Here is a 20774-nt window from a genome sequence, read left to right as displayed (position 1 = left end):
TATCTCCGGGAGATATTCACCAACCCAAGGTGGGTGGCGAAGACGGCGATTTCGCGGCGTTACCCAGGTGCGGCGCCGCGTATGGTGGCAGCCAGTATAGCAGATACGCTACGCTGCCGCGACCAACGCACGCACCCGCAACCGACATCAAACGAGAAAGCCGGACCGGGAGGGGAGGATTTCATGACACGACTCGTTCCGGGCCGCCGCGCCCTGCTGCTCGCCGCCACGCTCGCCATCGCCGGTCTGGCGACAAAGCCCGGCCTCGCCGCCGACGCCTGGCCGACGCGACCGGTGCATCTCATCGTCACGCTCGGGCCCGGCAGCGGCGTCGACATCAGCGCCCGCCTGTTCGCCGACAAGCTCTCGGCGATGTGGCACCAGCCGGTCATCGTCGAGAACCGCCCCGGCGGCGACGGCATCGTCGCCATCACCAGTTTCCTCGGCGCGCACGACGATCACACTTTGCTGGTGTCGCCGGTGAGCTCGTTCACCGCCCATCCCTACTTCCACGACAAGCTGCCCTACAATCCGAAGGACATGATCCCCGTCGCGCGCATCTCCAGCACCGTGGTCGCCGTGGCGGTGCCGGCCGCGCTCAACCTCAATTCGCTGAAGGACCTGGTGGCGCTGGCGAAGAAAGAGCCGGGCAAGCTCAACTGGACGACCGCGACCGGCTTCACCGACTTCGTCTTCGCCGGTTTCCTGCACACCGTCGGCCTGAAGATGGAAAAGGTGCCGTACAAGAATCCGGCCGGCGCGGCCAACGATCTCGCCGCCGGCGTCATCCAGGTCTACATGCCCGCCTACGCCATCGTCCGGCCGCAGGTCGCGGCCGGCAAGGTGAAGGTGCTGGCGGTGACCAATCATTCGCGCGCGCCGGCTTTGCCGGACACGCCGACCGCGTCACAGGCCGGCTATCCCTCGCTCGATTTCGACGGGCTGGTCGGCATCTTCGGCTCGCCGGAACTGCCCGCCGCGGCGCGCGCACGCATCGCCAGGGACGTGGGCGTGGTCGCCAAGGATTCCGCGATCGTGGCGAAGATGACCGCCACCGGGCAGATCATGATGCCCGGCGACGGCAAGGAATTCGCCGCGTCGATCGACAAGCAGAAAGCGCAGGTGGCGGCGGTCGCCAAGCTGTTCGGCAACAAGCCGGTGCAGTGACGCGGGCGTTTCCTGCTCCCCTCCCCCTTGTGGGGAGGGGTCGGGGGTGGGGGTCGTCACTTGCGACGAGCGGAGCCATCACTCCGACCCCCCTCCCTAACCCTCCCCCACAAGGGGGGAGGGAATAGGCGGAAATTGCGACTCGTTCCGTTTCGAACGCGATCGGCTCCGCCCTACAACCCGTAGCGCGACCACAGCGCGCGGGCTTCCGCCGCCGAGATGAAATCGTCGGCGAGGCCCTCGCCGGTGAGCGCGCGCGAAAAGCCGACGCCGGAGAGGCGCCGGCCGAGGAAGCTGCGCTCTACCTCGATCAGCGGCAGCTTCACCTTCGCTCCGAAGCGCTCGCGCATCGCGCCGCGCAATTCGCCGATGCGGTCGGCCAGCCCGAGGTCGATGGCCTTGGCGGCCGTCCAGAACTCGCCGGAGAACAAGGTCTCGTCGGCGCCGTTCAGCCGCGTGCCGCGGCGCGCCTTCACCAGCGCGATGAAGTTCGCGTGCATGTCCTGCTGGATGGCCTTGATGCGGGCGACGTCCTCCGGCTTCTCAGGCTGGAACGGATCGAGCATCACCTTGCGCTCGCCGGCGGTGTAGACGCGGCGCTCGATGCCGAGCTTGTGCATCAGATCGACGAAGCCGAACGTGCCCCCGACCACGCCGATCGAGCCGACGATCGAATAGGGATCGCAGACGATCTCGTCGGCGGCGCAGGCGAGCATGTAGCCGCCGGAGGCGCCGACATCCTCGACGAAGGCGTAGACCGGCAGCTTCTTCTCGTCGGCGAGTTCGCGGATGCGGCGGAAGATCAGGTGCGACTGCGACGGCGAGCCGCCCGGCGAATTGATCAGCAGCGCCACCGCGCGCGCGCCGCGCACGGCGAAGGCGCGCTCGAGCGTGCGCGCCGTGGTCGACAGCATCAGCCCCGGCCGCAGCGGCGTCGCCATGCCGATCGTGCCGGACAGGCGCACCACCGGCACCACCGGAATGTCCGGCCGCAGGAACGGCGGCAGCAGGCGATGGACGATGTCGATCAGAGCCATGGGACACACCGGACGTGGAGCGGCGCAGTTACGCAACGAATATGGGTGGAGTCAAAAAACCCCTGCGTTGCGTTACCGCGGTTACGCAGCGTTTATGCGCCGCAACATAGTCACACAGTCGTGAGCGCAAGATCCTGAAATTTGCCGCGTTTTAACGATTGGAATGGATATTGCAGTGCACGCCGTAGGGCAAGACGGCGAGTCGCGCCGGAGGAGAACCATGGATCCCAAACTCACGATCCTGTTCGTGTTGATCGGCACGATTGTCACGCTTTCGCATGCCAGCCAGGGCGGCTTCGGCCGCGTGCGGCGGGCGAGTGTCGCCCGGCGCTGGCGTCAATTTGTGCCCGGCTGGCGCAGAACCTAGGCAATCGTCGCCAGCGGCAACACATCGCCGCCGCGTAGAATGGCTTCGGCCGCCGCCGTCGGGCGGCCGGAGGCCGCGTTGAGCACCAGCGGCGCATAATCGCGCCGGCCCGGCGCCACCCCCTTCACCGCCCGCACCAGAACGCGGATCGGCTCCGCCGCCTCGCGCGGCAGCACCGGCAGCACGGCGGCTGCGCCGAAGGCGGGCGTCAGCGCCGCCAGCACGTCGTCGAGCGCATCGGCGCGCCAGATCAAAGTCAGTACGCCCTGCGCCTTCAGCAGCGCCGCCGCGCTGGCGACCCAGCGCGGCAGCAGGCCCGGCGGCGCCACATGCGCCCGCTGCCGCCGCGCGTCCGGCGAGACGTTGTGGCGCGCCGGATCGTTGAACGGCGGGTTCATCAGCACGCGGCCGGCCTCGCCCGGCCGCAACCCGGCGGCGGCGAGCGCCGCCTGATCCTCGACATCGACCGCAACGGCGCGGACGCGCGCGGCCAGCCCGTTGGCTTCCGCATTGTGGGCGGCAAGCGCGCACAGTTCGCCATCGATCTCGGCGAGCGTCACGCGCAGGTCCGGCACGCGCTGCGCCAGCGCCAGGCCCGCGGCGCCGACGCCGGCGCCCAACTCGACCGCCTGCTCACCGGCACGCGCGCCGGTCGCCGCCGCGAGCAGGATCGCATCGTGACCGACCCTGTGACCCTTGAGCGGCTGCCGCAGCGTCAACCGGCCGCCGAGCACGGCATCGTCGGTGGTCTGCACGCGCTCAGGCTTCCGGACGCAATTCGTGGGCGAGCCCCGCGTCCTCGAGCAGGCGGCGGGCCGAGCGTTCCTGCTCGTCGCTCACCAGGATGCGCCGGGGCAGCACGCCGAGCGAGCCTTCGAGCACGCTCATGTTCTGATCGAGCACCATGTGGTGGATGCGCGCGGCGTCGAACAGCGCGCCGATCGCCGACACCAGCACGGCGTCGTTGGTGCGCACGATCTCACGCATTGACGAACCCTCCCATGACCGGCCGGCGCGGAATGCCGGGCGCGGCAGCCCGCTGTTGTCGACTTACGATTAAACCATCTCAGGCAGCCCGACGACATGCAATCGGGTGAAGCCCATTGTCCGCACCGGCGGGCGGGAGTGCTTGTGCGGGCTGCACGCCGGCTAATCCTGCCTGCGGCGCTCCTCGCCCGGCGCGCGGTGCGACAGATAAGCGAGCAGCTTCATCTCGCGACGGCCGCGGCTGACCGTGTCGAGCACCAGTCCGGCCGCGAGCGAGAGGAAGGCCATCACCATCAGCCCGGTGGACAGCACCGCCGTCGGCAGGCGCGGCACCAGCCCGGTCTCGGCGAAGGTAATGAAGATCGGCACCGCGAAGACAATCGAGGCGACGGCGAGCAGGATGGCGATGGCGCCGAAGAAGCGCAGCGGCCGTTCCGATCGATAGAGCTCGATGATGGTCCACAGGATGCGGAAGCCGTCGCCCCAGGTGCTGAGTTTGGATTCCGACCCTTCCGGCCGCGCGTAATAGGGCGTTTCTATCTCCGCGACCGCAAGACCCAGCTCGAGCGCATGGATCGTCAGCTCGGTCTCGATCTCGAAGCCGGCCGACAGCAGCGGAAACGACTTCACGAAGCGGCGCGAGAACACGCGGTAGCCGGATAGCATGTCGCTGAAGCTGCGGCCGAACACGGCGGAGACGCAGCCGGTGAGCAGCCGGTTGCCGGTGCGGTGCCCGGCGCGGTAGGCGGCCTGAACCTGGTCGACGCGGCTGCCGACGACCATGTCGCAGCGCGATTCGACGAGCCGACCGATCATGCTGCGGACGCTCCCCGCGTGATAGGTGGCGTCGCCATCGACCAGCACGTAGATGTCGGCTTCGACGTCGGCGAACATGCGGCGCACGACGAAGCCTTTGCCCTGCCGGGTCTCGCGGAAAACTTCGGCCCCGGCGGCGCGCGCCACCGCAACCGTATCGTCGGTGGAGTTGTTGTCGTAGACGAAAACGGTCGCTTCGGGCAGCGCGGCGCGGAAATCGTGCACGACCTGTGCGACGGCGATCGCTTCGTTGAAGCACGGCACCAGAACGGCAATACGGTACCCGGCGAGCCGGGAGGTATCGCTCGCGCTGATTGCAGCCATTTCGGGCTTCATCCCCACCCCCGGGCCGCCGCGCGGGGCAGCCATTTACGGGAACTACCGCACTTGCCGGCTTACCATGCCGTTTCTATGCTCGCGAGCCTTTGTGAACCGGAGTCCGATTTTGGCCGTCGTCGTCCCCTTTGAAAATCCTCGTTCCGCAACGCTCAACCGCCTCGTCGATCTCGTCGCGGCGGACATGGAGCGGGTCAATACGGCCATCATTGCCCGCACCGGCTCCGAGGTCGCCATGATCCCGGAGGTCGCCAACCATTTGATCTCCTCGGGCGGCAAACGGCTGCGGCCGATGCTGACGCTCGCGATGGCGCAGCTCGCCGGCTACTCGGGCGACGGCCACATCAAGCTCGCCGCCGCGGTCGAGTTCATGCACACAGCAACGCTGCTGCACGACGACGTCGTCGACGAGAGCGACATGCGCCGCGGCAAGCTCGCCGCCCGCATGCTGTGGGGCAACGAAGCGAGCGTGCTGGTCGGCGATTTCCTGCTCGGCCAGGCATTCAAGATGATGGTCGAGGTCGGCAACCTGCACGCGCTCGACATCCTCTCCTCCGCCGCGGCGGTGATCGCCGAAGGCGAGGTGATGCAGCTCGGCACGGCGAAGAACACCGCGACCAACGAGGACGAATACCTCGCGGTCATCCGCGGCAAGACGGCGGAACTGTTCGCCGCCGCCTGCGAGGTCGGTCCGGCGCTCGCCAACAAGGAAAAGGCCGAGCAGGCCGCCTGCCGCTCGTTCGGCATGAATCTCGGCATCGCCTTTCAGCTCGTCGACGATGCGCTCGACTACGGCGGCAAGTCGGCGAAGCTCGGCAAGAACACCGGCGACGATTTCCGCGAAGGCAAGATCACGCTGCCGGTCGTGCTGTCGTTCCGCCGCGGCAGCGAGAGCGAGCGCGCCTTCTGGAATCGCACGCTGGGCGAAGGCAAGGTCGACGACGGCGATCTCGACACGGCGATGGCTCTGATGGCCAAGCATCACGCCATCGAGGACACGCTCGGCCGCGCACGCCACTACGGCGCCATCGCCAAGGACGCGCTGGCGCTGGCGCCGGATTCGGCCGTCAAGCAGGCTTTGGAAGAAGCCGTCGACTTCTCGATCGCGCGGGCGTTCTGAGCCGCGCGCACGCTCCTTATTGGAGCTGGCCGGACGGATAGCCGGTTGCCGGATCGCGCAGCAGTTGCATGCGGATGTTCGGATCGGGATCCTGACCGATGTAGTAGCCGTACTGGTAGACGGCGGGCGCGCAGCCGTTCGGCCGCGGCGCGCCGTTGGTCAGCAGGCCGCCCCAGGAGAAGGCATAGGGCTGATCGTGGCACTGCGGCGGCACGGCCGCGCGATGATGGCGCTTGCGCGCCAGTGCCGGATTGCTCGCGACCAGCGCCACGGCTGCGGATGCGAGGACCAGCCAACCGATCTTCATGGCATTCTCCGAATGGGCCGACGGGCGGACCGCCGATCTGAGAATTCGCGCGAAATCGCGCCATTTGCAAGGCGGCGCGCCTGGCCGCGGCATGAATTCAGCGCAGCGTGGTGGCGGCGACCCACCAGTCCGGCCGCGCCTCCGTGAGGTGCTTCGCCGCCCTCGCGGCCGCCTTGCGGCTGTCGAACAGCGCGAAGCAGGTCGAGCCGGAGCCCGACATGCGCGCGAGCCGCATGCCCGGCAGCGCCGCCAGCGTATCGAGCACCTCGCCGATCAACGGCACGCAGACGATCGCCGCCGGCGTCAGATCGTTGCCGTGCGCGTGCAGGAAGTCGACGAGATTGTCGCGCGGCACGTCGCCGAGCGGCGTGGCGCTGCCGCTCATGCCGGCGAAGGCGCGGAACACGTCGCGTGTCGCGGTCGCGACGCCCGGATTGACCAGCACCGCCGGCAGCGGCGGCAGGTCGAGCGGCGTCGAGAGGATCTCGCCGACGCCGCGCATGACGCGCGCCTGCGCCGCCACGCACACCGGCACGTCGGCGCCGACCGCAAGCGCCGCCGCCATCAGGCGCGGATCGTCGAGCGCGATGCCGTTGGCGCGGGCGAGCAGCCGCAGCGCCGCCGCCGCGTCGGACGAGCCGCCGCCGATGCCGGCGGCGACCGGCAGGCTCTTGTCGAGCGTGAAATGGCCGCCGCGCAGGTTCGGCACGCGCGCGCCGAGCGCATCCCTGGCCTTGAGCACGAGATTGTCGGCCGTCGCGCCGATGACCGCGCCGAAGCGGCCGCCGACGCCGAGCGCGGTGTCGTCGGCCGGGTGGAAGCTCAGCCTGTCGCCGATGTCGGCAAAGGCGACGAGGCTTTCCAGCTCGTGATAGCCGTCGGCGCGCCGCCCGATCACGCGCAGAGTCAGGTTGATCTTGGCGGGGGCGAAGTCGGTGGCGGCTGTCAAGCGAAAGGCTCGTGCAATCAATGGCCGGGCGAAGCGCCCTCGATCTCCCCTCCCCCCGCGAGCTTTTGCGAGTGGCGGGGAGGGGTCGGAGGTGGGGGATATCTTGGCAAGGCTGATTTGAAAAAGCCCCCCACCCCGGTCGTCCTCGCTTCGCTCAGACGACCGACCCTCCCCACCACTTCGCGGGGGGAGGGTAAGAACGCTAACCGCCGCTGCCGTCCTTCTTCGGCGGCGTCTTGTCGGCCTGCGAGGAGCTCTCGTCCGGCAGACCGTTCTTCAGCTTGGCCTCGATCTTCGGCAGGTCCTCCGGATCGGGCTTCATGTCGCGCGCATGCGTCCACTGGAATTGCGCCTCGAGCTTGCGCCCGATGCGCCAGTAGGCGTCGCCGAGATGGTCGTTGATGGTCGGGTCTTCCGGCTTGAGCTCGATCGCGCGCTCGAGCTGCTTGGTCGCGTCCTCGTAATTGCCGAGCTTGTAATAGGCCCAGCCGAGCGAATCGACGATGTAGCCGTCGTCCGGGCGCTGCGCCACGGCCTTCTTGATCATGGCCATGCCGTCGTCGAGATGCACGCCCTGGTCGATCCAGGAATAGCCGAGATAGTTGAGCACCTGCGGCTGATCGGGGAAGAGCTGCAGCGCCTTCTTCAGATCAGCTTCGGCCTTCGGCCAGTCGTGCGAACGCTCGAAGCAGATGCCGCGAAAATAGAACAGCACCCAATTCGCCTTGTCCGGCGTGCCGACCGCCTTGACGGCCTTACTGTAGGTGTCGGCGCAGGCGGCGAACTCCTTGTGCCCGCGCTGGACGTTGCCGAGCGCCATCAGCGCCTCGAGATCGTCCGGGTATTCCTTGACCAGATCGGCGAGATGCTTCTCCGCCTCGGCGCTACGGTCGAGCGCATCGAGATCGGTGGCCATCTGGATGGCGGCGTTGCGATGCAGCGGCGAGGACGCCGGAATGCGCTCGTAGGCCTTGATGGCGAGGTCGGGCTTCTTCAGCGACTCGTAGAGATCGGCGAGCGACAGCAGCGCCAGCGGATGATCCGGCTGCAAATAGAGCGCGAGCTGCAGATAGACGAGGCCGAGATCCTCGCCGCCGCGGCGGCCGAGCGAGGCGCCGAGGCCGTAGAGCGCTTCGGCGGCGCCGGACTGCGCGTTGTTGACCAGCAGCGGCAGCTTCTCGCCCTTCTTGAGCTTGGCCATCGCCTCGACGACCAGCGGATGCCGCGGCACCGCCTTGTCGAAGGTCTCGAACACCGTCAGCGCTTCCTGCGGCGAGCGGTTGCGCGAGACCCAGCTGCCCCAGGCCTCGACCACGCGCAGTGCCGACGAATCGAGCTTATAGGCATCCTCCAGCCGCTTGCCGGCATCCTTCTCGCGGTTGGCCGCGTCGAGGATCATGCCGGCGTGCAGGTCCTTGAAGATGGCGTACCAGTCCGGGCCCTGCAGCTTGTCGATGGCGGCGATGGCGGCCTTGCTGTCCTTGGCGCCGAACTCGCCCCACGCCGTGAGCAGGGTGGCGGTCAGATCGGTGATCGGTCCGCGCACCGATTGCGCGAGATCGCGCCGCGCCGCCACGTAACGCTTGCGCTTGAGATTGCTGACGCCGAGCACCAGCCGCGAGACGCGGTCGGTCTTGTCGGCCTGCACCACGCGCTCGGCATAATTGGCCGCACCGTCGACGTCGCCGCCGACCAGCAGCGAGAGGAAGGTGCGGTCGAGCAGTTCGCCATTGCGCGGGTCGCGGCGGAGCGCGTCACGGTAGAAACCGGCGGCGGCGAGCGCGTCGCGCTGCAGGCCGGCATGACGCGCGGCGAGATAACTGCCGGCGGCGGTGAAGCCGGAGAAGTCGGGGCCGTTGGTGTTGCCCGGCTGCGCGGATATCTCGATGGGCGCCACGAAAAACAAGCAGGCAAGCGCGGTGCCCGCGACCGCCCGGGCAAGGCTCGAAAAATTCACTGGCGACGCTCCAGGTATGCGGCTGCTGCGCCGGCGCACGCGAACCGCTCAGGTTAAAGCCGAGAATGGCCTTTTTGCCGTGCCCCCGCAAGAACGGCCACCGCACCGTTTGCGGCGGAAGCCTGAAGACTGCCGTGTGGCAGGATCGTGGCCGCCGCGCGCCGCGCGCCTCACATGTTCGGATAGTTCGGACCGCCGCCGCCCTCGGGCGGCACCCATGTGATGTTCTGATTCGGGTCCTTGATGTCGCACGTTTTGCAGTGAACGCAGTTCTGGGCGTTGATGACGAACTTCGGATTGCCCGCTTCCTCCACCCATTCGTAGACGCCGGCAGGGCAATAGCGCGCCGACGGACCGGCGAAGACGTCGTGCTCGGAACGCTTCTGCAGGTCCATGTCCTTGACCTTCAGGTGCGGCGGCTGGTCTTCCTCGTGATTGGTGTTCGACAGGAACACCGAGGAGAGCCGGTCGAACGTGAGATTGCCGTCAGGCTTCGGATAGGCGATCGGCGTGCATTGCGACGCCGGCTTCAGCGACGCGTAGTCCGGCTTGCCGTGACCGACGGTGCCGAACAGCGAAAAGCCGAGCGTGTTCGTCCACATGTCGAGACCGCCGAGCGCGATGCCGAGCGTCGTGCCGAACTTCGACCACAACGGCTTGGCGTTGCGCACGCGCCAGAGATCCTTGCCGATCGGCGAGGCGCGCCAGCGGGCGTCGTAATCGGCGAGCTCGTCATTGGTGCGCCCCGCTTCGAGCGCGCGGGCCACCGTCTCCGCCGCCATGATGCCGGACAGCATCGCGTTGTGGCTGCCCTTGATGCGCGGCACGTTCATGAAGCCGGCGTCGCAGCCGATCAGCGCGCCGCCGGGGAAGGTCAGCTTCGGCACCGACTGATAGCCGCCTTCGGTCAAGGCGCGCGCGCCGTAAGAAAGCCGCTTGCCACCCTCGAAGGTGTCGCGCACCAGAGGATGCGTCTTGAAGCGCTGGAATTCCTCGAACGGCGACAGATACGGGTTCGTGTAGTTCAGGTGCACGACGAAGCCGACCGACACGAGGTTGTCGTCGAAGTGATAGAGGAAGGAGCCGCCCCCGGTCGCGTTATCGAGCGGCCAGCCGAAGGAATGCTGCACCATGCCCTTGCGGTGTTTCTCCGGCTTGACCTGCCAGAGCTCCTTCAAGCCGATGCCGAACTTCTGCGGCTCGCGCCCCTCGCCGAGCGCGAACTTTGCGATCAGCTGCTTGCCGAGATTGCCGCGCGCGCCTTCCGCGAACAACGTGTACTTGGCGCGCAACTCCATGCCGCGCGTGAAACCATCCTTCGGCTCGTTGTTCTTGCCGATACCCATGTCGCCGGTGGCGACGCCGGCGACGGCGCCGTTGTCGTCGTAAAGCACTTCCGCCGCGGCGAAGCCCGGGTAGATCTCGACGCCGAGCGCCTCCGCCTTCTGCCCGAGCCAGCGGCACACCTCGCCGAGCGAGACGATGTAGTTGCCGTGATTGCCCATCAGCGGCGGCATCAGGACGTTGGGCAGCCGCAGACCGCCGCTGCCGCTGAGGTAATAGAAGCGGTCGTCGCTGACCGCCGTGCGCAAGGGTGAGGCCTCGCCGCGCCAGTCCGGCAGCAGGAGGTCGAGGCCGACCGGATCGACCACCGCACCCGAGAGGATGTGGGCGCCGACTTCCGAGCCCTTCTCCACGACGACGACGTTGATGTCGGCGTTGACCTGCTTGAGGCGGATCGCGGCGGCAAGGCCGGCCGGGCCGGCGCCGACGATCACCACGTCGAAATCCATCGCCTCGCGGGCGGGCAGTTCGGCCATTCGCGTGTCTCCTTGTGCGGTCATTGTCCACTTTTGCGCCGCGGCGGCAACAACGTGCTAGAAAGGACGCACGATGGCCGACGCCCCCGCATCCGCACGCCAGTTGCTCGACTTCTATCTGGAAGCCGGGGCCGACGCGCTCATCGGCGAAGAACCGGTCGACCGTTTCGCCGAGCCGGCGCCGGTGTCACGCACCGTTCCGGCCGCGCCGGCCCCGAGCAAACCGGATCGCGTTCCACTGGTTCCGGCCGCGGCCCCCGCCCCGGCCGCGCCGGACGCGGCGGCGACGGAGGCCCGCGAGGCGGCGCGCAGCGCCCGGACGCTCGACGAACTGCGCGCCATCCTCGAACGTTTCGATGGCTGCGCGCTGAAGGCGACCGCCAGCCGGCTCGTCTTCTCCGACGGCAACCCGGACGCGCGCGTCATGCTGGTCGGCGAGGCGCCCGGCCGCGACGAGGACATCGAGGGCGTGCCCTTCGTCGGCCGCTCGGGAAAACTGCTCGACCTCATGCTGGCGGCGGTCGGGCTCGATCGCTCGTCGGTCTACATCGCCAATGTCGTGCCGTGGCGGCCGCCGGGAAACCGCACGCCGACGCCGCAGGAGACGCAGATCTGCCTGCCCTTCATCACGCGGCAGATCGAGCTCGCCGATCCCGACATCCTCGTCTGTCTCGGCGGTCCGTCGGCGCAGACCTTGCTCGGACAGAGCGGCATCACCAAGATTCGCGGACGCTGGTTCAACTATACGACCGGGACGCGCGAAATCCGTGCGATGCCGACGTTCCATCCGGCGTTTCTGTTGCGCAGTCCGCTGCAGAAGCGATTCGCCTGGCGCGATTTCCTTGCCATAAAAAAGGCGCTCGGCGGCTGAATGTCGCGGTGTGTGGCGCGCTGCCGCGCGCTTTGCTAGGTCTTGCGTGATGCGAACGATCCTCTCCGCTGCCGTGCTTTTGGCATACGCGATCGCACCGGTCTGGGCGCAGGACGCGACCAAACCGGCGGATAATTCCGCGCCGGCGCTGAAGCCGGGCACGTTCACGCTGCCGCCGTCGGCTTACGACATGAGCAAGTTCCGGTACGATCCGCCGTCGGATCCGGCGTCCGGCTTCAACCTGCCCAACCGCGTCGATCTCGGCTCATCGACGCTCAAGTTCGACGCCGGCCGCAAGGAACCGACGAACAAGGTCGGCATCGAGGCGGTCAACCCGACGCAACTCGGCGATATCCAGAAACAGCAGTCGACCGTCCTGCCGAACTATCTCGGCCTGACGCTGAGCAAGCCGCTGAACTGACGGCTCACCGATACGCGACAAGGATGGCGCCGGCCGCGATCAGCGCGATGCCGAGCCAGTTCGGCGCAGACAGCCGCTCGCCGAGGAAGAGCACGCCGAACACGGCGACCAGCACGACCGACAACTTGTCGATCGGCGCCACTTTCGCGGCCTCGCCGAGCTTGAGCGCACGGAAATAGCAGAGCCACGAAGCGCCGGTGCCAAGTCCGGACAGCACCAGGAACAGATAGCTGCGCGGCGAGATCGATCCCGGCGGCTGGAACTGCCCCGTCGCCGCCAGCAACAGGCCGAGCGTCACCACGACGACGATGGTGCGGATGAAGGTGGCGAGATCGGAGCCGATGTTCTCCACGCCGACCTTGGCGAAAATCGCGGTCAGCGCCGCGAAGGCTGCCGACAGCAGCGCCCAGGGCAGCCAGGAGGACGTCAGGTTCATCCGGTCACGGCGAATTTGGCGGCGAAGATCACCGCCAGCACGATCACCGCGGGCGAGGCCTCGCGGATCTTGCCGGTCAGGATCTTCAACAGCGCATAAGTAATGAAGCCGAGACCAATGCCCGTAGCGATCGAATAGGTCAGCGGCATGGTCACGGCGGCGACCACCGCCGGTCCGTATTCGGTGATGTCGTCCCAGTCGATCTCGGCGAGCCCGCGCACCATGACGCAGGCCACGTAAAACAGCGCCGCCGAGGTGGCGTAGGCCGGGATCATGCCGGCGAGCGGTGAGAAGAACAGCGCCAGCAGGAAGAAGATCGCGACGAAGACGGCGGTCAATCCCGTACGGCCGCCGGCGGACACGCCCGCCGCGCTCTCGATGTAGCTCGTCGTCGTCGAGGTGCCGATGAGCGAGCCGAACATCGCCGCGAAAGAGTCGGAGATCAGCGCCTCCTTCATGCGCGCCAGCTTGCCGTCCTTCATCAGGCCGGTGCGGTGCGTGACGCCGATCAGGGTGCCGGCGTTGTCGAACACGTCGATGAACAGGATCGAGAAGACGACGATCAGGAAGGTGCCTTCGGCGACGCGCGAGAAGTCGAGCTTGAACAAGGTCGGTGCGATCGACGGCGGCATGGAGACGACGCCGGTGTAGTGCGTGAGCCCGAGCGGCAGGCCGATCAAAGTGACGACGATGATGCCGATCAGCGTGCCGCCCATGACGCGGCGATGATTGAGCGCGGCGATGAGCACAAAGCCGAGCAGCATCAGCACCGGCTCCCAGTGGCGTAGATCGCCGAGCGTGACCAGTGTCGCCGGCTGCGCCACCACGACTTTCGCCTCCTCGAGCGCGATGATGCCGAGGAACAGGCCGACGCCGGCGGCGACCGCGAGCTTCAAATTGTGCGGGATCGACTCGATCACGTATTGGCGAATGCGGAAGACCGAGATCAGGAAGAAGATGACGCCGGAGCAGAACACGGCGGCCAGCGCCTGCTGCCATGTATATTTGTAAGTGAGGACGACGGTGAAGGCGAAGAAGGCGTTGATGCCCATGCCCGGCGCGAGCGCGATCGGGTAATTGGCATAGAGCGCCATCACCATGGTCGACACGGCGGCAGCGACGCAGGTGGCGACGAACACCGCGCCGGTATCCATGCCGGTCTTGCCGAGGATCGCCGGGTTGACGAAGACGATGTAGACCATCGTCAGGAAGGTGGTCAGGCCGGCGATGAACTCGGTGCGGACATTGGTGCCCTGCTCGGCCAAACCGAAATAGCGCTCGGCCCAGCCGGAAAAGCCGCTTCCCGATGCCTTCTGCACATTCGCCTGGTCCGCCATCGGCGCTCCCCCATCCTCTCCCCGCCGCCCTCAACGGCGACGCCGGTTATCCGGCGTTCAGTTATCCATTGAAGGGATGGGGCTCGGCAAAACGAATTTCGCGCCGATGCACCGATATTTGCAGCGTCTCAGGGGGTCGCCGCCGGCCGCAAGACCGCCCAGCCGAAGCGCAGCAGCGGCAGGAAGCCCTGCACCGGCCGCGCGAAGGTATGCGGCACCTCCGGCACCATCTCGGGAAACTGCGTTTTCAACTCGGGCGGCGGATTGCGCGTGGTGCCCGGCGCCGGCCACACCAGCACGCCGCCGTCGCGGCGCAGGTCAGCCGGCGTCGCCCACGGGCTGAGCGCCGGCGCCCAGTCGAAATAGACGTGCGGCCGGCTCGGCGCCGCCATCGCGATCAGCGGTGCCAGCCGCGGATCGCCGGTGACGTAGGCGAGCGGCTTGCCGGTGCGGCGCTGGAAGCTCTCGGCAAAAAAGCGGGCCTCCTCTCTCGCCGGCTGGGCGATGGCGGGCTCGGACGTGCTGACCCACGGCAACGCGGCGATGCTGAGGACCGAAAGCAGCGGCGGCGCGACGAGCAGGCCGAGCCACGCAGTCGAGACCAACCCTTCGCGATAGATGCGCAGGCGATCGCCGGCGGCCACCACCACCGCCAGCGCCGTGAGCACGAGCAACGGCGTGACGCGCTCGAGCGGGCCGAGGCGGCCGCTGTCGAGCGCGATGCCGACGGCGATCAGCGACGGCAGGATCGCCTGCACGTAGATGAAGTTGCGCGCAAGCGGCGACACCGGCGTGGTGCGGTCGATCTCCGGCGCGCGCTCCTTGCGCCGGCGCGGATAGCCGCTGGCGATGAACACCAGCAACACGGCGCCGAAATGCGTGGCGATGATGGCGCTCGCCAGCCATAGCGCCGGGTGCGGCTTGCCGGCGAGCGAGGCGGTGTCGAGCAGTCCCTCGAGCGCCAGCGCGTGCGACTGCACAAGCCACAGCGCGTGCGGGAAGACGACGATGACGAACAGGAGCAGCGCGATCCACGGCTCGAGGTGCATGAGCTGGCGGCGCACCGACGTGCCGAGCGTGAAGGCGGCGATGAGCACGATCAGGATCACGCCGACATAGCTCGCCAGCATCAAGAGGCCGAGGTCGATCGCCAGCAGGAACCAGTAGCCGCGCCGCTGTTCGCCGGCGGCGCGCCAGTAATGCAGCAGCGCCAGCGCCCACAGCGGCGCCGCCAAAATGGCCGGACCGAAATTGATGCTCGGCACAGTGAACGCGGAGATGCCGGCCATCAGCAGCACCGCCAGCACCGCGTGGCGCATGCCGACGATGGCGCGGCCGAGCATGAACACCGCCCAGTAGGCGGTGACGATGCAGGCCTGCGCCAGCGCGTAGAGGCCGAACAGGCCGCCGATGCGGAAGGCGGTCTCGCCGAGCCAGAAGGCGAGCGGCGGCCCCTGGTAGCTGCCGAGCAGGTATTCATGACCGATGGCCAGGAGCAGGGGCACGTCGCCCGGCGGCGCCGCATAGAACAGCGCCGGCAGCACCGTCCACAGCACGGCTTGCGTCAGCGCCGCGGTCCAGAACACGAACCGCGGTCGCCCGCGCAGGAATTCGATGAGCAGGGAAACGTAATGCATCGGCCCGCGCGCTGGCTTTTTATCCCTCCCCTGCAAGGGGAGGGTCCGGCGCGCCAGCGCCGGGGGTGGGGTCACGTTGCAATTGACGACCGCCCCCACCCGGCTCGCTGGCGCTCGCCACCCTCCCCCGCAAGCGGGGGAGGGATAAGCGCAGGAATAAAGAACGCGGACTAAAGAGGCAACAACGCGGCGACCGTTTCGTCGGCGGCGCCACTCAACAGCTTCTCGGCCACCGGCGCGAACGAGCGGCGATGGTGCACGCACGGCCCGAGCGCCTGCAGCGCCCTGAAATGCTCCGGCACGCTGTAGCCCATATGCCGCTCGAAGCCGTAGCCGGGATGCGCCAGGCCGATGCGCTGCATCAGCCGGTCGCGTGTCACCTTGGCGACGATCGAGGCGGCGGCGATCGACAACATCAGCGCGTCGCCGGAGACGACCGCCTCGCAGTCGCAGCCGCAGTCGATCTTGATGTTGCCGTCGACGAACACCTTCTGCGGCTTCATCGGCAGCGCCTTGACCGCGCGCCCCAGCGCCCACAGCGAGGCGCGCAGGATGTTGTCGCGGTCGATGCGCTCGGTCGAGCCGAAGGCGACCGAGACCTGCGCGGTGGCGCATATCTTCAGGTAGAGCTTCGCGCGCTCCTCGGCGTCGAGCTTCTTGGAATCGTTGAGGCCGCGCGGGATGCGCTCGGGGTCGAGGATGACCGCGGCGGCGACCACCGGGCCGGCGAGCGGACCGCGCCCGGCCTCGTCGCAGCCGGCGATCGGCCAGACGCCCTTGGCCATCAGCCGCCGCTCGCGCCGGAAGCTCGGGCGCAGCACCGACTCCTTCAGCGGCAGGCGCGGGGTTGGTTTGGCAAGACGCGGCATGGGCCCGATCAGCCCTCGCGCGCCCGTCCCTGTCAACGATTCGATTGATCCGCTTGTGAAATCCGGGGACCGGGGCGATGCCGGAGCGCGGCGATACCGCGGGATGCGGGCGGCGTGCCACAAGCACGGCGCGCCTCTCCCCCTGCGCGGAGAGGGTTGGGGTGAGAGGGTTCCTGACTCTCGATTTTGTAACCCCTCACCCGCCGCGCATTCGCGCGGCGACCTCTCCCTGTGGGAGAGGTGAAGAGCAGATGCGCCGCCGCTCAAAACAGGCTGAGCTGCGCGTCGTTCGGTTTCGGCTTGCGGAAGTGCTGCGTCGTCAGCGTCGTGCGCGCGACGTTGAGGCCGAGGCGCTCGCAGGCGACCTCGAAGCGGCGGCCGAGCATCCAGGCGTAAGGCCCGGTGCCCTTCATGCGCGTGCCCCACTGCGAGTCGTAGTCCTTGCCGTCGCGCGTGTCGCGCACGAGCTTCATCACGTGGCGATAGCGGTCCGGATAGTTCGCCATCAGCCATTCGCGGAACAGGTCCCGCACTTCGAGCGGCAGGCGCAGCAGCACGTAGCCGGCTTCCCTGACGCCGGCGACCTGCGCCGCCTCCAGGATGCGCTCGATCTCGCTGTCGTTGAGCGCCGGGATGACCGGCGCCACCATCACCGTCGTCGGCACCCCCGCCTCCGACAGGCGGCGCAGCGCTTCCAGCCGCCGCATCGGCGTCGCCGCGCGTGGCTCCATCGTGCGCGCCAGCTCGGGATCGAGCGTCGTCACCGACAGCGCCACCTTGGCCAGCTTGCGCTCGGCCATGCGCGCCAGGATGTCGATGTCGCGTGTGACCAGCGCCGACTTGGTGACGATGCCGACCGGGTGTCCGGCGCGCTCGAGCACTTCGAGGATGCGGCGCATCACTCCGTATTTGCGCTCGATCGGCTGGTACGGGTCGGTGTTGGTGCCGATGGCGATGACCTTCGGCTGATAGGTCGGCGCGGCGAGCTCTTTCTCCAGCAGCTCCGGCGCGTCCGGCTTGACGAACAATTTGGATTCGAAGTCGAGCCCGGGCGACAGCCCGAGATAGGCGTGCGTCGGGCGCGCAAAGCAGTAGACGCAGCCGTGCTCGCAGCCGCGATAGGGATTGATCGAGCGGTCGAAGCCGATGTCGGGGGAATCGTTGCGGGTGATGATCTTGCGCGTGGCATCGGCCTGCACCGTGGTCTTGAACGGCGGCAGTTCGTCGAGGCTGCGCCAGCCGTCGTCGAAGGCGATGCGTGCCAGCGGCTCGTAACGGCCCACGGCGTTCGACTGCGCGCCGCGGCCGCGGCGGCGCTCGTGCTCGACGACGACGCCGAGCAGATCGCTCACCTCCTGGTAGCGACCGCCTTTGCCGCCCGCCGGTGCGGAGGGCAGCTCCTCAACCGGCGGGCGTCGCGGGGCTGTGTTCATCGAACGAGCCATGACCTCACCCTATCGAGGCGATGTGAACGAAACAAGAACATTTTCGGAAGCCGGAGCGACAAGGCGGCATTGCCTCGATTTTGTGCCTGTCGAACGCACCGCTACTTGATATGGAGGTAAATCCGCCGAATACCACCTGGGTTCCATGATCACCGTCATCATCCCCACCCTCGAATCGGAACGGTCGCTGGTGCAGACGCTGGCGCCGCTCGTTTCCGGCGCCACGGCGGGGCTGATCACCGAAGTCATCGTGGCGGATGCGGGCTCGTGCGACGCCACGGCCGAAGTCGCGGATCTGGCGGGCTGCACCTACCGCGTCTCCGATGCCCCGTCCGGCGCGCGTCTCAAGGACGCCGCAGCCGCCGCGCGCACGCCGTGGTTCCTGTTCCTGCGCCCGGGCACTGTGCCGGAGCCGGGCTGGATCGAGGCGGCCGAAGCGTTCATGGCGGGCCGCGAGACGAGCGAGTGCGCCGCTGCCTTCCAGCGCCGGCCGGACGAGATCGAGCGGCCGGGCCTCATCGCTTTCTTCGGCACGCTGAAAGTGGCGCTGGTCGGCACGCCGATCGGGCCGGACCAAGGGCTGTTGATTGCGCGCCGCTTCTACGACCGCCTCGGCGGCCATCCCGCCTCCGCCGAGGGCGAGGCCGCGCTGCTTTCGCGGCTCGGCCGCAGGCGCATCGCCCTGCTCGCCGCGGCGGCGCGGCCGCCCCGGCCACATACTTGACTTTGTCAACTAACCGTCCGAGGCTGACGCTATGCCCGGACAAGAGCAGATCGCGGCGGTGCGCCGCTTCAATCGCTTCTACACCCGCCAGATCGGCGTCCTGCGCCGCAACTACCTCGACAGCCCCTACTCGCTCGGCGAGATGCGCGTTCTCTACGAGATCGCGCACGGCGCCACGACCGCGCGTGACATCGGCCGCGCCCTCGACCTCGACGCCGGTTACCTCAGTCGCACGCTGCGCAATTTCGAGAAGCGCGGCTTCCTCTCGCGCAAGACCTCGAAGACCGACGCGCGCGCCAGCGAACTGGCGCTGACGGCCCGCGGTCACAAGGCTTTCGCGCCATTTGAAGACCGCTCGCAGCAGCAGGTCGCCGACATGTTGGCCGCGCTCGCGCCGGACGAGCGCGCGCGACTGGTCAACGCCATGGGCGAGATCGAGTCGCTGCTCGACAAGGCGGGGCCGGCGCCGAAAACCTACACCTTGCGCTCACCGACATTCGGCGACTTCGGCTGGATCGTCAGCCGCCATGCCGAGCTTTACGCACAGGAATACGGCTGGAGCGAGCCATTCGAGGGCCTGTGCGCCGGTATCGTCGCCGACTTCGCCAACAAGAACGATCCAAATCGCGAGCGCTGCTGGATCGCCGAGATGAACGGCGAAAATGTCGGCTGCGTCATGCTGGCGAAGGACAACGACGAGGTTGCCCGCGTGCGCCTGCTGCTGGTCGATCCCAAGGCGCGCGGGCTCGGGCTCGGCGCGCGGCTGGTCGAGGAGTGCGTCACCTTCGCGCGCGAGGCCGGCTACAAGCGCGTCACCTTGTGGACGCACAGCATCCTCGCCGCCGCACGCCGCATCTACGAGAAGGCTGGCTTCACGCTGACCTCGAGCGAGAAACGCCACACCTGGGGCAAGGATGTCGTGGCGGAATATTGGGATCTGGATTTGTGATTCACATTCAAACTTCTGGTATCTACGTAATCCCCGCTCAGAGAGACGACCAATACTCTCCCCTTACGACAAGTGGGGATACAAACTCGTGTCCATCAGAAATTAAACACCGATTATCGCGCAGCTTGGACGGCCCACCGCTAAAGCAGCGCTCCAATAACCAATCTTGCTTTGATCCTAAAGAACTCCACCAAGTCGGCTTGAAATAAATATTCTCAAGATGCTCAAAACATAGGCGAACGACGGCCTCGACTCCCTCCCGACCAATCGCCTTCCGAAGCGACTTAGCAAACACAGAGGCGGGACCACCATCATCTCCCAGCCAACCGGCGACCACAATTGTCTTGTTTTCAAGTGACGTCAGATTAATTGCAATGTGTTCATAAGCCTGATTCTCCCGGCCAAGCCGTTGCAGCTCCTCGCCGTCAAAATCGACCTCTGGATAAAAGGCGCCACTGCCGACGATCGGCATTATGCCGTCAAAAACTACGGCGTAGTAATGAAATTCTTCAAACGACCTCGCCCGAAATATCTCGTCGTATCGATTCTTCCAAAGCTTAGCGTCATTCAGTCCGATAAGCGTCCCCTGCTCGTAGATAGCAAGCTGATTCTGAATCGCAGCTTGAGTTGAAAACGGAGTTCCGCGGTCCATTTCACGCTGCGCTGAGATTACAGCAAGCGCACATTCTTTCGTTATTAGCTCGTATGCGATCGACCTAAGAGAGAGCAAAAAGAAATTTTCTGCCGTAAAATCGACCGATCCATGCTCGAGCGGCCTGAACAATTCGGAATCATGCCGACCACAGAATCCGGAAAAAGTTGACGCAAAGCGCACACCGATCTTTTCTGGAATTAATTTCGCGCTATTTTTGAAAATATTTTCGAAAGCCAACTTAATTGAAATTACGTGACCACCTTCCGCGATTGCTGACAGTCCACCCGCCCGTTGCACCGTATGCGACTTGATCGGCGTACCTTCGCATTTGTTCGGCGCGGCCTCTGGATGACTGCACCGTCCGGCGCGGAATTTCTCACGCGTTTCTGCAACATGCTTCCAAATGTTCAGTGGCGCCTGTTGTTCGCGGTCTTTATGACATTTCTTCCATTTTTTCCCCGACCCGCACCAACACCGTTCATTTGGAGACATCCGCTCTTTCGGGTCACGAAATGCAAATTCAACTCTCGGTGCCTCGATCGAAGAATGAGTGGACACCGCGACGCC

21 protein-coding genes are annotated in these 20774 nt (G+C 66.8%); 7 read left to right on the top strand and 14 right to left on the bottom strand.

Translation table 11 applies throughout. The annotated features are described in order from the left end of the window. Nucleotides 1–183: 183 nt before the first annotated feature. Nucleotides 184–1167 carry a tripartite tricarboxylate transporter substrate binding protein gene (locus tag VGV41_RS02580; RefSeq protein ID WP_326862084.1) on the top strand — a complete coding sequence of 328 codons (984 nt, stop codon included), beginning with the start codon at nt 184–186 and terminating at the stop codon, nt 1165–1167. 173 nt (nt 1168–1340) lie between these two features. Here VGV41_RS02580 and VGV41_RS02575 read toward each other — a convergent pair whose 3' ends face one another. Continuing rightward, on the bottom strand, nt 1341–2204 hold the full coding sequence (locus tag VGV41_RS02575; RefSeq protein WP_326862083.1) for a S49 family peptidase: 864 nt from the start codon (nt 2202–2204) through the stop codon (nt 1341–1343). A gap of 220 nt (nt 2205–2424) precedes the next feature. On the opposite strand from VGV41_RS02575, the gene VGV41_RS02570 reads away from it, so the two are divergent. Continuing rightward, a complete protein-coding gene (locus VGV41_RS02570; RefSeq protein WP_326862082.1) occupies nt 2425–2571 on the top strand; it encodes a hypothetical protein in 147 nt (48 codons plus the stop codon). Here the strand turns inward: VGV41_RS02570 and VGV41_RS02565 are convergent. The 3 genes from VGV41_RS02565 to VGV41_RS02555 all read right to left on the bottom strand — a co-directional run bounded on the left by VGV41_RS02565 (nt 2568) and on the right by VGV41_RS02555 (nt 4698). Next, nucleotides 2568–3326 carry a tRNA1(Val) (adenine(37)-N6)-methyltransferase gene (locus tag VGV41_RS02565; RefSeq protein WP_326862081.1) on the bottom strand — a complete coding sequence of 253 codons (759 nt, stop codon included), beginning with the start codon at nt 3324–3326 and terminating at the stop codon, nt 2568–2570. The two genes, VGV41_RS02570 and VGV41_RS02565, sit on opposite strands and share 4 nt — an antisense overlap. 4 nt (nt 3327–3330) lie before the next feature. After that, complete coding sequence (locus VGV41_RS02560) at nt 3331–3558, bottom strand: DUF2007 domain-containing protein (protein WP_326862080.1); 228 nt, start codon at nt 3556–3558, stop codon at nt 3331–3333. Nucleotides 3559–3720: 162 nt separating this feature from the next. After that, complete coding sequence (locus VGV41_RS02555) at nt 3721–4698, bottom strand: glycosyltransferase family 2 protein (protein WP_326862079.1); 978 nt, start codon at nt 4696–4698, stop codon at nt 3721–3723. 121 nt (nt 4699–4819) lie between these two features. Between VGV41_RS02555 and VGV41_RS02550 the strand changes: the two genes are divergently transcribed. Continuing rightward, nucleotides 4820–5830, top strand: a complete 1011-nt coding sequence (locus tag VGV41_RS02550; protein ID WP_326862078.1) for a polyprenyl synthetase family protein — start codon at nt 4820–4822, stop codon at nt 5828–5830. 16 nt (nt 5831–5846) lie between these two features. Here VGV41_RS02550 and VGV41_RS02545 read toward each other — a convergent pair whose 3' ends face one another. The 4 genes from VGV41_RS02545 to VGV41_RS02530 all read right to left on the bottom strand — a co-directional run bounded on the left by VGV41_RS02545 (nt 5847) and on the right by VGV41_RS02530 (nt 10887). Beyond that, complete coding sequence (locus VGV41_RS02545; protein ID WP_326862077.1) at nt 5847–6137, bottom strand: hypothetical protein; 291 nt, start codon at nt 6135–6137, stop codon at nt 5847–5849. A gap of 97 nt (nt 6138–6234) precedes the next feature. Continuing rightward, the gene (locus VGV41_RS02540) at nt 6235–7086 is read right to left on the bottom strand and encodes a 4-(cytidine 5'-diphospho)-2-C-methyl-D-erythritol kinase (RefSeq protein ID WP_326862075.1); all 852 of its coding nucleotides are present in this window, start codon (nt 7084–7086) and stop codon (nt 6235–6237) included. Nucleotides 7087–7288: 202 nt separating this feature from the next. Further along, entirely contained in the window at nt 7289–9043 is a 1755-nt protein-coding gene (locus tag VGV41_RS02535) for a tetratricopeptide repeat protein (protein WP_326862073.1), read from the bottom strand. A 170-nt stretch (nt 9044–9213) separates the two neighbouring features. Continuing rightward, entirely contained in the window at nt 9214–10887 is a 1674-nt protein-coding gene (locus VGV41_RS02530) for an electron transfer flavoprotein-ubiquinone oxidoreductase (protein WP_414705047.1), read from the bottom strand. A 49-nt stretch (nt 10888–10936) separates the two neighbouring features. Between VGV41_RS02530 and VGV41_RS02525 the strand changes: the two genes are divergently transcribed. Together VGV41_RS02525 and VGV41_RS02520 are read left to right on the top strand one after the other, a co-directional pair. After that, on the top strand, nt 10937–11734 hold the full coding sequence (locus VGV41_RS02525) for a uracil-DNA glycosylase (protein ID WP_326862071.1): 798 nt from the start codon (nt 10937–10939) through the stop codon (nt 11732–11734). A gap of 49 nt (nt 11735–11783) precedes the next feature. Beyond that, the gene (locus VGV41_RS02520; RefSeq protein ID WP_326862069.1) at nt 11784–12155 is read left to right on the top strand and encodes a hypothetical protein; all 372 of its coding nucleotides are present in this window, start codon (nt 11784–11786) and stop codon (nt 12153–12155) included. A 4-nt stretch (nt 12156–12159) separates the two neighbouring features. Here the strand turns inward: VGV41_RS02520 and VGV41_RS02515 are convergent, their stop codons facing one another. The 5 genes from VGV41_RS02515 to VGV41_RS02495 all read right to left on the bottom strand — a co-directional run bounded on the left by VGV41_RS02515 (nt 12160) and on the right by VGV41_RS02495 (nt 17867). Continuing rightward, nucleotides 12160–12591, bottom strand: coding sequence for an EamA family transporter (locus VGV41_RS02515; protein WP_326862068.1), 432 nt, complete (start codon nt 12589–12591; stop codon nt 12160–12162). Further along, nucleotides 12588–13928, bottom strand: a complete 1341-nt coding sequence (locus VGV41_RS02510) for an NCS2 family permease (protein ID WP_326862067.1) — start codon at nt 13926–13928, stop codon at nt 12588–12590. Before VGV41_RS02510 ends, VGV41_RS02515 begins: the two co-directional genes overlap by 4 nt. A 128-nt stretch (nt 13929–14056) precedes the next feature. Beyond that, nucleotides 14057–15565, bottom strand: coding sequence for a glycosyltransferase family 39 protein (locus VGV41_RS02505; protein ID WP_326862066.1), 1509 nt, complete (start codon nt 15563–15565; stop codon nt 14057–14059). A 170-nt stretch (nt 15566–15735) separates the two neighbouring features. Next, complete coding sequence (locus VGV41_RS02500) at nt 15736–16434, bottom strand: ribonuclease HII (RefSeq protein WP_326862065.1); 699 nt, start codon at nt 16432–16434, stop codon at nt 15736–15738. A gap of 263 nt (nt 16435–16697) precedes the next feature. Next, nucleotides 16698–17867, bottom strand: coding sequence for a PA0069 family radical SAM protein (locus VGV41_RS02495; RefSeq protein WP_414705046.1), 1170 nt, complete (start codon nt 17865–17867; stop codon nt 16698–16700). Between the two features lie 157 nt (nt 17868–18024). Between VGV41_RS02495 and VGV41_RS02490 the strand changes: the two genes are divergently transcribed. Then, nucleotides 18025–18603 (top strand): glycosyltransferase, encoded by a 579-nt coding sequence (locus VGV41_RS02490; protein WP_326862063.1) that lies wholly within the window; start codon nt 18025–18027, stop codon nt 18601–18603. Nucleotides 18604–18634: 31 nt separating this feature from the next. Beyond that, on the top strand, nt 18635–19552 hold the full coding sequence (locus VGV41_RS02485; protein ID WP_326862062.1) for a helix-turn-helix domain-containing GNAT family N-acetyltransferase: 918 nt from the start codon (nt 18635–18637) through the stop codon (nt 19550–19552). 37 nt (nt 19553–19589) lie between these two features. On the opposite strand, the gene VGV41_RS02480 is transcribed toward VGV41_RS02485, so the two are convergent. After that, nucleotides 19590–20765 carry an SEC-C domain-containing protein gene (locus VGV41_RS02480; protein ID WP_326862061.1) on the bottom strand — a complete coding sequence of 392 codons (1176 nt, stop codon included), beginning with the start codon at nt 20763–20765 and terminating at the stop codon, nt 19590–19592. Nucleotides 20766–20774 lie beyond the last annotated feature (9 nt).

Source organism: Pseudolabrys sp., assembly GCF_035943735.1.
Lineage (GTDB): Bacteria > Pseudomonadota > Alphaproteobacteria > Rhizobiales > Xanthobacteraceae > Pseudolabrys.
This window is presented reverse-complemented; position numbering and strand designations above follow the sequence as displayed.